The sequence below is a fragment of the Pseudomonas sp. genome, from assembly GCF_028293835.1.
Classification (GTDB): Bacteria; Pseudomonadota; Gammaproteobacteria; order Pseudomonadales; family Pseudomonadaceae; genus Aquipseudomonas.
Genome location: NZ_JAQGNX010000068.1, coordinates 1 through 13,849, shown reverse-complemented (window position 1 = coordinate 13,849; position 13,849 = coordinate 1). Strand labels below are relative to the sequence as shown.

The 13,849-nt window shown below is 55.0% G+C and carries 12 protein-coding genes and 1 pseudogene; 10 read left to right on the top strand and 3 right to left on the bottom strand.

The window, feature by feature from the left end; all coding sequences use genetic code 11:
- The first annotated feature begins 231 nt into the window (after positions 1 to 231).
- From JWR17_RS08210 to JWR17_RS08200, 3 genes are all read left to right on the top strand, one after another.
- Positions 232 to 606, top strand: a complete 375-nt coding sequence (locus tag JWR17_RS08210; RefSeq protein WP_299830135.1) for a GtrA family protein — start codon at positions 232 to 234, stop codon at positions 604 to 606.
- A complete protein-coding gene (locus JWR17_RS08205; RefSeq protein WP_299830133.1) occupies positions 603 to 1,541 on the top strand; it encodes a glycosyltransferase family 2 protein in 939 nt (312 codons plus the stop codon). Before JWR17_RS08210 ends, JWR17_RS08205 begins: the two co-directional genes overlap by 4 nt.
- Before the next feature lie 310 nt (positions 1,542 to 1,851).
- On the top strand, positions 1,852 to 3,441 hold the full coding sequence (locus tag JWR17_RS08200) for a glycosyltransferase family 39 protein (RefSeq protein WP_299830131.1): 1,590 nt from the start codon (positions 1,852 to 1,854) through the stop codon (positions 3,439 to 3,441).
- On the opposite strand, the gene JWR17_RS08195 is transcribed toward JWR17_RS08200, so the two are convergent.
- Complete coding sequence (locus tag JWR17_RS08195) at positions 3,438 to 5,048, bottom strand: FMN-binding glutamate synthase family protein (protein ID WP_299830129.1); 1,611 nt, start codon at positions 5,046 to 5,048, stop codon at positions 3,438 to 3,440. The two genes, JWR17_RS08200 and JWR17_RS08195, sit on opposite strands and share 4 nt — an antisense overlap.
- Positions 5,049 to 5,171: 123 nt before the next feature.
- The gene (locus JWR17_RS08190) at positions 5,172 to 5,990 is read right to left on the bottom strand and encodes a LuxR C-terminal-related transcriptional regulator (RefSeq protein ID WP_299830128.1); all 819 of its coding nucleotides are present in this window, start codon (positions 5,988 to 5,990) and stop codon (positions 5,172 to 5,174) included.
- Between the two features lie 135 nt (positions 5,991 to 6,125).
- On the opposite strand from JWR17_RS08190, the gene JWR17_RS08185 reads away from it, so the two are divergent.
- From JWR17_RS08185 to JWR17_RS08175, 3 genes are all read left to right on the top strand, one after another.
- A complete protein-coding gene (locus JWR17_RS08185; RefSeq protein ID WP_299830127.1) occupies positions 6,126 to 6,941 on the top strand; it encodes a carbon-nitrogen hydrolase family protein in 816 nt (271 codons plus the stop codon).
- Positions 6,942 to 7,064: 123 nt separating this feature from the next.
- Positions 7,065 to 8,390, top strand: coding sequence for an APC family permease (locus JWR17_RS08180; protein ID WP_299830125.1), 1,326 nt, complete (start codon positions 7,065 to 7,067; stop codon positions 8,388 to 8,390).
- A 162-nt stretch (positions 8,391 to 8,552) separates the two neighbouring features.
- Positions 8,553 to 8,837 (top strand): type B 50S ribosomal protein L31, encoded by a 285-nt coding sequence (locus JWR17_RS08175; protein ID WP_299830123.1) that lies wholly within the window; start codon positions 8,553 to 8,555, stop codon positions 8,835 to 8,837.
- An 86-nt stretch (positions 8,838 to 8,923) separates the two neighbouring features.
- Here JWR17_RS08175 and metR read toward each other — a convergent pair whose 3' ends face one another.
- Entirely contained in the window at positions 8,924 to 9,841 is a 918-nt protein-coding gene (gene metR, locus JWR17_RS08170; protein ID WP_299830121.1) for a transcriptional regulator MetR, read from the bottom strand.
- Between the two features lie 230 nt (positions 9,842 to 10,071).
- Between metR and JWR17_RS08165 the strand changes: the two genes are divergently transcribed.
- The 4 genes and pseudogenes from JWR17_RS08165 to JWR17_RS08150 form a co-directional block, all read left to right on the top strand.
- Positions 10,072 to 10,557 carry an Hcp family type VI secretion system effector gene (locus JWR17_RS08165; RefSeq protein WP_299830119.1) on the top strand — a complete coding sequence of 162 codons (486 nt, stop codon included), beginning with the start codon at positions 10,072 to 10,074 and terminating at the stop codon, positions 10,555 to 10,557.
- The gene (locus tag JWR17_RS08160) at positions 10,554 to 12,020 is read left to right on the top strand and encodes a hypothetical protein (protein WP_299830117.1); all 1,467 of its coding nucleotides are present in this window, start codon (positions 10,554 to 10,556) and stop codon (positions 12,018 to 12,020) included. Before JWR17_RS08165 ends, JWR17_RS08160 begins: the two co-directional genes overlap by 4 nt.
- Before the next feature lie 586 nt (positions 12,021 to 12,606).
- Positions 12,607 to 13,599 (top strand): alpha/beta hydrolase, encoded by a 993-nt coding sequence (locus JWR17_RS08155; protein ID WP_299830115.1) that lies wholly within the window; start codon positions 12,607 to 12,609, stop codon positions 13,597 to 13,599.
- 71 nt (positions 13,600 to 13,670) lie between these two features.
- A pseudogene (locus JWR17_RS08150) lies at positions 13,671 to 13,829 on the top strand (disulfide bond formation protein DsbA); the annotation flags it as partial.
- Between the last annotated feature and the right edge of the window lie 20 nt (positions 13,830 to 13,849).

The following is a 13,849-nucleotide window of genomic DNA, read 5'->3' as shown; positions in this document are numbered from 1 at the left end:
TGTTCAATAAAGGAGGGCGATGGGTCTTGGAGGTTCAAGGCCGCGTATCGGCCGCGCGCAGGGTCGCTTTATTGACGTCTGAATGCAAAACAGGGGTATTTCTGAATGTATCAAGGACGATCGGTCGGCAGGCTGGAACCTTTCCCGTGAATTTCGACACTATCGTTCTACACTGTCCTTACGGCTGCCTTGCTTTGGATGGGCCCCTTAGCGATACGCTGCGGGTCGAACATGAAACCACAACAAAAACAGTTCGCTAGTTACGTAGTGATAGGAGCCATAAACACCCTTATCCACGGGGTAGTTTTCCTGACCTTCCACGTAGGCTTGGGCATCAGTCAGGCATACAGCAACCTGTGTGGCTTCAGCGTTGCCGTGTCGTTTTCCTTCTATGCCAATTCCCGATACACCTTCAATGCCAAACGCTCATGGTCGCGTTATCTGCGATTCGTTGCCTTCATGGGGCTATTGAGTCTGGCCATTGGTCACCTCGCAGACCTCTATCTTTTCCCTCCGTTAGTCACATGGGTGCTGTTCTCGGCGATTAGCCTGGCGTGTGGCTTCCTCTACTCTAAACGTATCGTTTTTCGGGAGAGCCGCTCTTGAAGATTTCGCTGATAGTCCCTGTATACAACGAAGAACAGGCCATCGCGTTATTCTATCAGGCCGTTCGCCAAGAGCCTTTGTTAGCCGCCTACACGGTTGAAATAGTCTTCGTTAACGACGGCAGTTCCGACCTCACCGGAGAGTTTGCTCAAGCGCTGGCCTTGGCCGACGACAACGTGCTGTTGGTCGACTTTTCGCGCAACTTCGGCAAGGAGGCTGCGCTGTTTGCCGGCCTTGAGTACGCCAGTGGAGAAGCGATAATCCCCATGGACGTTGATCTGCAAGACCCTATCAACGTGGTGCCAATGCTGATCCGAGAATGGCAAAACGGTGCCGACGTGGTATTGGCCAAGCGACATGATCGTTCTGCCGACAGCTATCTAAAGCGGCAGGCGGCCTCGATGTTTTATCAAGTGCTTAATGTCATCGCCAGTACCAAGATCGAGGAGAACGTCGGCGACTTCCGCCTGATGGACCGCAAGGTGGTGGACGTCGTGAGAACCTTGCCGGAACAGCAACTGTTCATGAAAGGCGTGCTGTCGTGGGCGGGGTTCAAAACGGTCATTGTTGAATATGACCGCGCCGCACGCGCTGCGGGTAATACCAAGTTTAATGGCTGGAAATTGTGGAATCTGGCGCTGGACGGCATCACCTCTTTCAGCACCGTACCCTTGAGGGTCTGGACCTACATAGGCGGGGCCATCTCGTTATTTTCGTTGGTGTATGCGGCCTATAGAGTGATCGACAAAATCTTCTTCGGTAACGACGTGCCCGGCTATACCTCATTAATCACAGCCGTCCTGTTATTGGGTGGCGTGCAGTTGATCGGTATTGGCATTTTGGGCGAATACATAGGGCGCATTTATATGGAGGCCAAACACCGTCCGCGTTACGTGGTGAAAAATGTCGTGCGCCACGATGAAGCTCCTCATTAGCTCACCAGGGCCATAGCCGCCGGAGGGCGTGATGGAGCTTTTTTTTCCGCAAAAACCCGTAAGCGCACCCAACCGAGCGGTGTTCGTTTGCGAGTATTGGCTGTTACCGATACTTGGACCAACGTTCAAGTCTCGACGCCAAGGCCAAGCGGGTCTGGCTATTATACGGCCGAGGTGCAACAGCCTATGTGTCTGTCCCTCCTGACTGGCATGCACTCATCGTTCCAACCCTTGGCAGTACACAGCTGCGGCTTTACGCCGTTGACCGAGCCACTCAATGACCTGACAAACCAATGCGCACGGAGGAGTGATGGACCTGAACATCTATCCAGTGGAAAACCGAGAGCAGTCGATATTGATCAGCCGACTTGGGGTTTGCTTAATACTGACGCTGGCGACGATCACTCGCTTCTACGGGATAACGATCCCGTACCTCTGGTATGACGAAGCCTTCAGCGTGATATTGAGCGCCTATCCTCCCGCGCTTATTTGGTCTCTTACGGGACATGATATCCATCCGCCGTTGTATTACCTGTTGCTGCACGGCTGGATGGATATCTTCGGCGACAGCGTCTTTGCGGTTCGTTCTTTGAGCGCCGTGGCAGGGGTCGCCTCGGTGGCATTGGGGATCTGGCTGATGCGCTTGATCGCCTCGTCCCGGGCCGCACTGTTGGCAGGATTATTTCTGGCGTTTTTCCCTGTGGCCATACGCTTTAGCCAAGAGGCTCGGATGTATGCGCTGCTGGCAATGCTATTGCTTGGCGCAACCATCGCGCTGGTGCTCTGGATTAAAGAACCCGCACGCAACCGTTATCTGGCGGTGTATACGGTGTTGGTGGCCGCGAGTGTCTATACCCATTACTACGCAATACTCGGCGTGTTAGCCCATTGGTTGTACCTGTTGATATTAAGTTTTAATCGCTCAACCGGAGACCGCTATATCACCCGTCCCGCCTGGTGGACCGCCAACATTGCAATCGTCGTGCTGTACATCCCTTGGCTGTTTAGCCTGTACGACGTTATGACTCACTTCAAAAGTGTTGAAGACGCGGGAAGTATTTCCTGGCTACTGGCAACCACGGTTTACACCTTTCCCTCGTCGCTGTGGGCGTTTATGACCCTGAAGAAAGCCCACACCTTGTTCTGGCCGATTTACTGGGCGTTGCCATTGGCGATTATGTTGCTGGCGGGATGGGTCACACTGTTTGATCGCAGTCGTTATAAGTTTTATCTGTTCCTGGGGCTCTATACCTTTGTTCCCATCGTCGCCTTGCTGCTGGTATCCCTTGCCATACCCACGTTCATGGAACGCTATGTGGTATTTGCGGCACTCGGCCTACCCATGATACTGGCCGTGGCGGTGCTCAAGTTGGAATCGCTTAGTCCGACCATCGCGGTCATGGCAATCATTGCCATTCTGGCCGTGCAAGCCCTTGGGCTGAAGTTCAACTACAGCCAGCAGGAGGACTTGAATTATCCACGAAACGCCGTTATCGAGCCGTTTGCAGAAGTCGGCCACTACATCAATGTACACGCCGAAAGCGCTGACCAAATTGTTATCGACGGCAAGCTGTTGTACTTCAGCGCGGTGTACTACAACCACACCGGCATCGTGCCAATGCTCTACGACACCCACCTGAGCGACAACGCGAAGTATCGTTCCAATCCCTATGGGCCATTAAGTTTGCTGCATCAGAACTGGGACAGCATTTACCTTGATGAGCTGGCTCATTTGCCAGTGGGAACCAAACGCGTCTGGTGGCTCGCGGAGCCGTCGCTGTTCGGCCAGCCCGGACCTTTTCCCGCAGGCTGGCTGGCCCAAAGCCTGCTGAAAACTGGCCAGTTGGAGCTACGGTTATTCACCTTCGCTCCAACGGCACTGGCCCACGGGCAGCGCTAGATTTCGTTCGGCTCAAAGCTGTCGGCCCGGGCCATTTGCCACATGTTCGAGTAGAAGCTGCCGTCCACTTCGCCGGTGATCAACTGGCCGGGTTTGAGGAACACATGGGATTGCGAGAACAGCTTGATCTCGGTGGCGGACATGCGACGCACCAGGTGTTTGGCTTCAAGCTGCGAAGGGTGGTCGAGACCTGCTGCCGCGAGCATTTCCGCCAGTGCATGCAAGGTGCTGCGGTGGAAGTTGAACACCCGTTGCGCCTTGTCCGGAACCACCAGCGCGCGTTGGCGCAGCGGGTCTTGGGTCGCGACGCCGGTGGGGCATTTGTTGGTGTGGCAGCTTTGCGACTGAATGCAACCGATGGCGAACATGAAACCGCGTGCCGCGTTGGCCCAGTCGGCGCCAATGGCCAGGATGCTGGCGATGTCGAACGCGCTGACGATCTTGCCGCTGGCGCCGAGTTTGATTTTGTCCCGCAGGTTCAGGCCAACCAGGGTGTTGTGCACGAACAGCAGGCCTTCGCGCAACGGCACGCCGATGTGGTCGGTGAATTCGACCGGTGCCGCGCCAGTGCCGCCTTCGGTGCCATCCACCACGATGAAGTCCGGGTAAATACCGGTTTCCAGCATGGCCTTGGCAATGCCCATGAATTCCCATGGGTGACCAAGGCAGAACTTAAAGCCCACCGGCTTGCCGCCCGACAGTTCTCGCAGTTGCGCGATGAATTGCATCAACTCCACGGGAGTCGAAAACGCGCTATGGCGTGACGGCGAAATACAATCTTCGCCCATCATGATGCCGCGTGTTTCAGCGATTTCCTTGGTCACCTTGCCCTTGGGCAGAATGCCGCCGTGGCCCGGTTTGGCGCCTTGGCTCATTTTTATTTCGATCATCCGCACTTGCGGGTCCATGGCCTGAACCTTGAAGCGCTCAGGATCGAATCGACCATCGGAGGTGCGGCAGCCGAAGTAGCCGCTGCCCAATTCCCAGGTCAGATCACCGCCATTCTCACGGTGATACGGGCTGATGCTACCTTCGCCCGTGTCGTGGGAAAAGTTACCCAGTTTGGCGCCCTGGTTCAGCGCGCGGATGGCGTTGGCGCTCAGCGAACCGAAGCTCATGGCCGAGATATTAAACACCGACGCCGAATACGGTTGAGTGCATTGCGGGCCGCCGACGATCACCCTGAACGCCGTGGGATCGCTTAATGGCGCCGGACGCATGGAATGGCTGATGAATTCAAAACCTGTTTGGTAAACGTCGATCAGCGTGCCGAACGGTTTCTCCGCCGATTCATTCTTCGCTCGGGAATACACCAACGAACGCTGGGCGCGAGAGAAGGGCAGGGCGTCGCTGTCGGATTCCAACAAATACTGGCGGATTTCCGGGCGAATGCGTTCAACCAAGTAACGGATATTGCCCAGAATCGGGTAGTTGCGGCGCACCGCGTGTGGTGTCTGCAACAGATCGCCGATGCCGATCAGGCTGAGTACACCGGCGACCAAAGTGAAGGGCCAAAGCCATTCATGCTGCCAGAACGGGATGCTAACGAGGGTGAATAACACGCAAAGGACAAAAAACGCGTAACGACTGAGTAAAGACAGGCTCATACGGAATCCTGGGGGCTGATGACGGTTAGTTAAAAAGCTGGCGCTGTCTCGCGCCTATAAATCGGTGGCTGCGTGCCTGCACTTCCACGCTCGCGCATGGCCGGGCTGCAACCGTCCTTTGGCTCAGGCACTTTGGGCCTGCAGAAAAATCGAGAACAGCTCTGATTGCGATTTGATGCCGAGCTTGCTGTACATGTGTTTTCTGTGCACCCGCACCGTCTCGACGGAAATATCCAGTTTGCGGGCGATTTCTTTACTGGAACAACCGCTGAGCATCAGTCGACCGACGTCCAGCTCACGGGCCGTCAATTGGGCACCACGACTTTGTAAGACTGAGGTTTCAAGTTGGCTGCGCCAGTCAATACCACCTTGCAAAGGCTGGGCCTGGACGGCGCTAGGTCGCTCCGACGGGTCAAGCAGCTCGAACGGCATACGCTGGCGCAGCAACGCCACCACCCACGGTTGAATCAACGACAGCAAGGCGATTTGTTCAGTGCTGAAGCGTTGGGTCGAGCCCAGGGACAGGCATACCGTGCGGTCGGCATCGAGTTGGCAATTGAACTGAATCTCGTCCGCCACTACGTTCAGGCGGAAGTAGCGCTGATAATACTCGGTCAGCTCGAAGTGTTCCGGGGCGACTTCGGCCAGGCGGAACAGGCCGGTTTGCGAGTGCTCTCGGCTGGCGATGTAGAACGGGTCCAACAGGTACAAGCCCTTGAGGTAATCCTGGAACAGTTGGTCGGGGGTGCCGTCTTCGGCGTGGGATTCTGCGAACACCAGTGGCCGCTGGCGAGCGCTGAATTGCAGCGCGACCCAGCTATCGAAACTCACGTACTGATCAAGAAGGCGCACCAATTGTGCCCAGAAATTCGGCTTGTCCAGCGCTTCGATCAATTGTGCGACCGAGCGATGCCAAGCGATGTCCTGCAGTGCGATTGTCATACTCCTACCCCTATTGGGTTACCACAGCTGCGTAATTCCCCGCACTCGTTGCTGATGCGCATACTGCCCGCACAGCCGACGACCATCCAGCACTTATTGTGCCGGGTCGGCATCGACGTCGAACAAGGAGAACCCATGAAGGTCGAACTTGCCCAACTGGCAGGCCAGGATAACGGCACCGCGTACAACCTGCAGCGGGCATTAGCCGCGATTGCAGCGTGCGCCAGTGACACCCGGTTAATCGTATTTCCGGAAACCTATCTGATGGGGTTTCCTTCCATTGATACCGTGGCTCAGGTGGCTGAGCCGATAGATGGCCCCGCCGTGCGAGCCGTGCAGCAAGCCGCTCGCGAGCACAACATTGCCGTTGTGATTGGCTTCGCGGAAAACGCCCAAGGCACATTCTATAACACCACATTGCTGATCACCCCGGACGGTATCGCGCTGCAATATCGCAAGACCCATTTGTGGCCCTCTGAACGCAGTGTTTTTCAGGTCGGGGACAGATATGTCACGTGTGAGTGGAGCGGCGTGCGAATTGGCCTACTGATCTGTTACGACATTGAATTCCCGGAGACCGCCCGCGCAATCGCGCAGATCGGAGCCGATTTAATCATCGTGACCAACGGCAATATGGACCCCTATGGTCCGACTCACCGCACCGCGATCATGGCCCGCGCGCAGGAAAACCAGGCTTTCGCCGTGATGGTAAATCGGGTGGGTGGCGGCAATAACAATCTGGTGTTTGCCGGTGGCAGTGCCTTGGTCGACCCCTTCGGCACAATGATTCATGAAGCCAGCCGTGAGGAGTGCCAGTTCAGTGTGGAGCTGGACTTCAGCCAGCTGGCCGCCGCGCGCCAAGACTACCGCTACCTGGATGATCAACGTATCCGCTTGCCAGGCCACGTTGTCGAACACGATGACGGTCGGCGTGAGCTGCTGATTCCGTAACACCGAGTCACTGATCGTTTCCGCGCAGAGCGTGGGGACGGTCTGCATTTCATTCATAAAAACAGTGTTTGTTCTGCCGAATTTTTCTCTGCCATAAAATCAATAATCCCGGAGTAATAGCTCATGGCTCGATTGCAACGCACCCTTTCATTAGGGGCGGTGGTGCTGTTCGGCATCGCTTATATGACACCTACCGTCGTCCTCGCGACATTTGGCATCTTGGCCACATCCACCAACGGCATGGTGCCAGCGGCGTATCTGGCAGCGTTGGTGCCGATGTTCTTCACCGCATTGAGCTATGGCCACATGGCTGCGGCGTTCCCGGTCGCCGGTTCCGCCTACAGTTACGTGCGTAAAGCCATCAGCCCGAAACTTGGGTTTCTCGCCGGGTGGGCGGTCCTGCTCGACTATCTGTTTTTGCCAATGGCAATCTGGCTTATTGGCGCTGCTTATCTGGGCTCAGCTTTTCCTTCAGTGCCGCAGCCGGTTTGGGTATTGGCGTTTATCGTCATTACTACGCTAATCAACATCGTCGGCCTGAAGCTGGCTAATACCGTCAGCGCTTTGCTGATGCTCATTCAAATGCTGGTGTTAGTGGCGTTTGTCGTGCTGTGCATTCATTACATTGGTGGAGACGCCAGCACGCCGTTGTGGACGTTGAAACCCTTCATCTCTGGCGACATGAAATTGCCGTTGATCATGAGCGGTGCAGCGATTGCCTGCTATTCGTTCCTTGGCTTCGATGCGGTCAGCACCATGACTGAAGAGACCAAGGATCCGGTGCGCACGATTCCCCGGGCGATCATGTTGATCGCTTTAATTGGCGGCCTGATCTTCATTGTCGTGTCGTACTTCGTGCAACTGGCGCACCCGTCAATAGTGTTCGAAAACTCGGATTCGGCCGCCTACGAAATCGCCAGGAATATTGGTGGGGACCTGTTCGTCAGTTTCTTCATGATTGGTATGGTTGTCGGCCAGTTCGCATCGGGCCTCGCGGCACAAGCCAGCGGTTCGCGCCTTCTATATGCAATGGGCCGCGACGGCGTGCTATCGACGTCATTCTTCGGTCGGGTCAGCGAGCGCTTCGGCACTCCGGTCAACAGCATCATATTGTGCGGCGTGGTGGCGCTAATGGCGCTGAAACTGGATGTCACGACCTCGACCTCCTTCATCAATTTCGGCGCCTTTCTGGCATTCACTCTGGTTAACGTGTCGGTGATCTTCCACTACTGGATCGGGGCTAAAAACCGAGGGCTTCGCGAGCTGATACTGTTTTTGGTTTTCCCGCTGATCGGGGCAGTGGCGTGCTTGTGGCTGATGATAAGCCTCGACAAAATGGCGCTTATCCTTGGGGTTAGCTGGTTAGCAGTGGGGATTGTTTACTTGGCATGGCTAACCAGCGGCTTTCGTCGCCAACCGCCGGAAATGGACTTTCAGGAAACTAACTGATAGCGCTGCATTGCGGTCTGGCAGCAGACCGCAATGCCTTTGCTGGCATTAAGCTTTAGTCCGCAGCGTTCTAATCATATTGCGATTCGGTATCACCCGATTTTGTCGTTATGTTACTGTATAACAGTAAATAACCTGATCAAGAACTGCCGGAGGCTCACCATGAAAACGGGAATCCACCCTGAATATCGTTCTGTGCTGTTTCACGACACTGCGTCCGATACATTCTTTCTGATCGGCTCCACGGTCGACACTGAGCGTACGCATAAGCATTCAGACGGCCAAACCTATCCGTATGTCGCGCTCGATGTTTCCAGCGCCTCGCACCCGATGTACACCGGCCAACAACGCAAAACTGCCACTGAAGGTCGGATCGCCGGCTTCAACAAACGCTTCTCAACGTTTGGATCGGGAGCTAAGAAAGAAGAAGAGGCGACCGGGGAATAATCACTGCCCTATCATATCCCCGGTAGGAGCCAACTTGTTGGCGAGGCGGAGTAACTGACACGCCGCGGTTTGCCTGATGCACCGCCTTACCTCACAGCACTCACCCCATTTAGCGTCGAAAACGACGTGTCTTTCGCCGTCAGCAGAAAGTCCCTCATGTACGGCGCATCCAGCATGTCGGCGCGGATGCCGGCGTACAGCGTGGCAAACAAGCCTTTCTCACCCAGCCGCTTGGCCTTCACGTAGCCGCGCGAGCTGTATTCATGCAGCGCCCAATGCGGCATGCCGCACACTCCGCGACCGCTGGCCACCAACTGCATCATCATCACGGTCAATTCCGAGGTGCGTACTTGCGCCGGTTCCACGTCCGCCGGCTCAAGGAAACGGGTGAAGATATCCAGCCGGTCGCGCTCCACCGGATAAGTGATCAGGGTTTCCTTGAGCAAATCTTCCGGCACCACGTACGGCTTGTTGGCTAACGGATGCTGGTTAGCCACCGCGAGCATCGCTTCGTAGGTGAACAGTGGCACGTACGTAATGCCCGCCAGTTCCAGTGGGTCGGAAGTCACCACTAAATCCAGATCGCCACGAGCCAGTGCTGGCAGCGGTGCAAAGGCAAAACCTGAGGCCAGATCCAATTCCACTTCCGGCCAGGCGTCGCGAAATTGATCGATGGTGGGCATCAGCCACTGGAAACAGCTGTGGCATTCAATAGCCATATGCAAGCGTCCAGCCGTGCCGCCCGCCAATCGCGCGATGTCGCGTTCGGCACTGCGCAGTTGCGGCAGCATCAAGTCGGCCAACTGCAAAAGCCGCAGCCCGGCGCTGGTGAAGCGCACCGGTTTGGTCTTACGTGCGAACAGCGGCAGGCCGACGCGCTCTTCCAGTTCTTTGAATTGATGCGACAACGCAGACTGGGTCAGGTGCAAACGCTCGGCGGCCTCAACCAGACTGTCAGCTTCACGCAGAGCCTGCAGAGTTTTCAAATGGCGAATTTCCAGCACAAGAGGCTCCGTGAAATAATTTCGTGATGGTTTTATGTGCGATTAGTTTGTCTCATGTTGTGGCAGGTGCATAGGCTATTTGCGGATCGTCCTGTAACACGCTGAATGTCGAGACATTGGAGAGTTACAAGTTGCTTGGGACGTTTCCTACTCCAGTTCTCGATGCGTCCTACATTCAGCCGTTTTGCTTTTCAGTAGCCTGTACGTCCGACGAAAAAGGACGCGCACTCATGGCCAGCACCGCATACATGACCATTACCGGTAAGACCCAAAAGCTGATTTCAGAAAAGTGCTCAACTCCAGAGTCTCTTGGCAATAAATATCAGTCCGGACATACCGACGAAATAATGGTGTTGTCTTACCACCACAACATGACCCGCTCCGGCAATTCCAACCACCCGATACACAACCCGATTGTCATCACAAAATACTCCGACAAATCGACACCGCTGCTTGCTCAAGCGTTTTCTAATAGCGAGGAGGTAGAGTGCACGATTAGCTTCTACCGGGTGGCAGCCAATGGCGGCCAGGAACTGTACCTTTCTGCGAAGTTATCGGGGGGAATCATCGCGGACCTTTCACATTCGATGCCCGATACGCTTTCGCAACCGGATGCCGACTTTCAAGAACATGTGGCCCTCAGCTATCAGGATATTCGCTGGACACAGCATTTAGCTAATAGCAGTGCTTATAGCTTTTGGGGCAGTAAGTCATGAACCCAAACCGCTACGACATCCACGATGTTACAAAAGCGGCCAGTCAGTTGTCGTCACATGCCATGACTGTCGGCGTTCGTCATTTAAGCGACGGTAAACGCCGACTGCAGTTCAGTCGGGAAGTCTCCGTCTACGCAAAAGGCATCGTCGATGCCGTGCAGTTGAGCCGGAAAACACCTGAACAAGGTATGCACGAACTGTTGCAAGAACAGCGTAGCCTCTCGAACCAATCGCGGGCCGTGAGGCACATCGAACCAGGCGCGCTGACCTACGCGACCAAAAACACCTCAGCGTTACACCTCACTCCATTGTTACCCGACCCCAAACGTTTATCTCGCTTTGTTCATGAGCAATACCGTGAAACGCCGGAACAAAAAGCACTGAGCGCGACCAAAGCCGAAGCTCAGCGGTTGAGAGTAAAACCTAATAGGATGATGCCCCCAGAAGAATGGCCGGCAGCCGTCGAACTCTACGACCCAGGGTTTTACATCGTGCCCAAAAGCACCACGGTAGAAACGCTGCAAGCTGAGTTGTTCACTTCACCCACCCCCACTGTCCTCGCCAAGTTCCGGGCCTTGAATCCCGGTTTGGATCAGATTAAAGCCGGGCAGATGATCGTGCTAAGCGATCCCAGTAACTACCAATGCTCGGAAGAAGAAGCCCGGCTAATGGAAGCGGCCCGCAGGGTAAATGAGTTATTGGCTGACCTCAGTTCCGAGGAAGCGGACTTTATGGTCCGTCATCGGGATGAGATTGAAACATTTTTGACAAAGGGATCTACATCGATAGGGGTAGGCGAGGCGATCCTGGCGAACAACCTGAAGAGTGTGGAAGTACTATTAAAAGAGATAGATGACTTGCACACGAGCAGTTTCAAAAAATTTGGCCATCTACGCTCAGCCGAGTTTTTCGCGGAACGTAAACGCTTATTAAATTTGCTCGATGGTCACCTCACTTCATTGACCAAAAAAGGCATTGGTTTCCCCGATCACCCCAAGTTGAAAACCGCTCTGGGTATATCCAGTCGGAGTCTGGTACATCGATGGGGACGGGCTGGCGCACACGATATGAATCCTGGTTATCTTACGCATCTGGCTGGTGTTACCAAAGCGTCTAATTACCTAAAATATGGAGGGTATGTCGGTATCGCTATCGGCGGCGGTGCTTCTTATATGAAGGTGCAAGATGTATGCGCGGCGGGTGATGCCGATGCCTGTGAAAGGGTGAAATATACTGAAAGTGGAAGTTTCCTCGGCACAGTTGCTGGTGGCGCAGCTGCAGGCTTTACCGTAACCGGCCCCGTTGTTACAGGGTTGTGCGTCAGCCTAGGAGTACCAACGGGAGGAGGGGCAGTGCTTGTATGCGGTATTGTGGGAGTCGGAATAGCGTCTTTCTCAGGAGGCTATGTTGGTGGAAAAGCTGTCGAGCAGTTGGCTGAAAAAATCTATCAGGTGGCTAAGTGAGCCTCGCCCTTGCTGATAAAATATTTCTAGTTATTGGAGTCATTGATGTCGTAGGGATTTTTATCTGTCTTGGAGTAGCGCTACATATGGCATACACGAGAACATACCGGTTGCTCGACTATTTTACAAACAGTCCCGCCGTCATAACTCTAAGCCCTCTCAGGCATGGAGGGCCATGGGGAAGGCTGCTAATGATAGGAGCTATCTCAAGCTACGTTACATTTTCAAAGAATTATATTAAGCGAGGCAGCCTCGGCGAAGTTGATTTTATTAACTTGCCCGGGCCAATTAAGCTCAAGCTGATAATGCTACAATGGAGTGTTATAGTTTTTCTTTTGATAATGATATGTATGTGGTTGGCTGGAGAGTTCGGTCTGGTCTAGGGTAATTCTCCCGACCGTTTAAAGCTGAAAACCGCTCTGGTATTCCAGTCGCGATTGCTACACCGCTGGGGAAGCTGGCGCACCGGCATGACACACCTACCACTCACCCCATCTTCATCAAACTGTCACGCAACTGTGGCAGCGCGCTTTTGTAAACCCCAGCACACTCCGCAGCTATTGGGGATTACGGCTTGGTGTGTGGAATGCGGGTGTTCATTTTTTGCGTCGCGCTGTTGTGCGGCTTGCCGGCTTTTGCGGCGTCTCGGTGTGATGTAAATGTCCCGACTCAAATGGCTGACCTGGCGCAGGTTCATCTGGCTTACCAAAGCATCGGACGCGATTCCGATCCTGCGTTGGTGTTGGTCATGGGCCTGGGTGGGCAGCTGATTCATTGGCCGGATGAGGTGGTGGTTGCGCTGTGTCAGCAAGGCTTCCGGGTGATTCGCTATGACAATCGCGATGCCGGTTTATCGACGTGGGTGCAAGCGCCTGCCAGCCCCAATCTGACATTCGAAGTGCTGCGCTACAAGATCGGGTTGCCGGTGTCGGCGCCCTATTCCCTGACGGACATGGCCAATGACGCGGTTGGTTTGATGGACGCGCTGAACATCCGGCATTTCCATGTGTTGGGCGCGAGCATGGGCGGCATGATCGCCCAGCATATGGCCGACCTGGTGCCTGATCGCGTCGAGAGCCTGACTTTGATCATGACCAGTTCTGGCGCACCAGGCTTGCCGATGCCGACGCCTGCATTGCTGCAACTGCTCGCCCGCCGCAGTGCGCCGAATCGCGAAGTGGCGTTGGAACAGCAGGCCGATCTGCTGGCGGCGCTGGGCAGCCCGCACGTCGTGGACGATCGCAAAATGCTCCTGCAGCAAGCGGCTGCTTCCTACGACCGGGCGTTTAATCCTGACGGGGTAAAGCGACAGATCCTGGCGATTTTGGCTGAACCCAGCCGCGTCGAACTACTGGATCGCCTGCGGCTGCCCGCGCTGGTGATACATGGCACGGCCGATCCGTTATTGCCGGTAATGCACGGTATTCATGTTGCTGCGCATATCCACGGCAGCGAATTACGCTTGATTCCGGGCATGGCCCATCGCTTTCAAGAGGTGTTCAAAGCGCCGTTACTGGCTGCGGTATTGCCGTACCTGAACGCCCATAAACACGATGTCGCGCATATCGCCCAGTTGTAGTTCAGATGAGCGGGGTGGTTCGAAGGTGTAAAGTGTGCGCTTTCCCACTGCCAATTGTGAGCGAGGGTTCCATGAGCACTGCCCTGAAAATCGAATTCGTCTCCGATGTGTCCTGCACATGGTGTGTGGTTGGTCTGCGCTCGTTGATCCAGGCGATGGATGATCTAGGCGATGAGGTCAAGGCGGAGATCCATTTCCTGCCGTTCGAGCTTAATGCTAAGATGCCAGCCTAAGGCCAATACCTCAACGA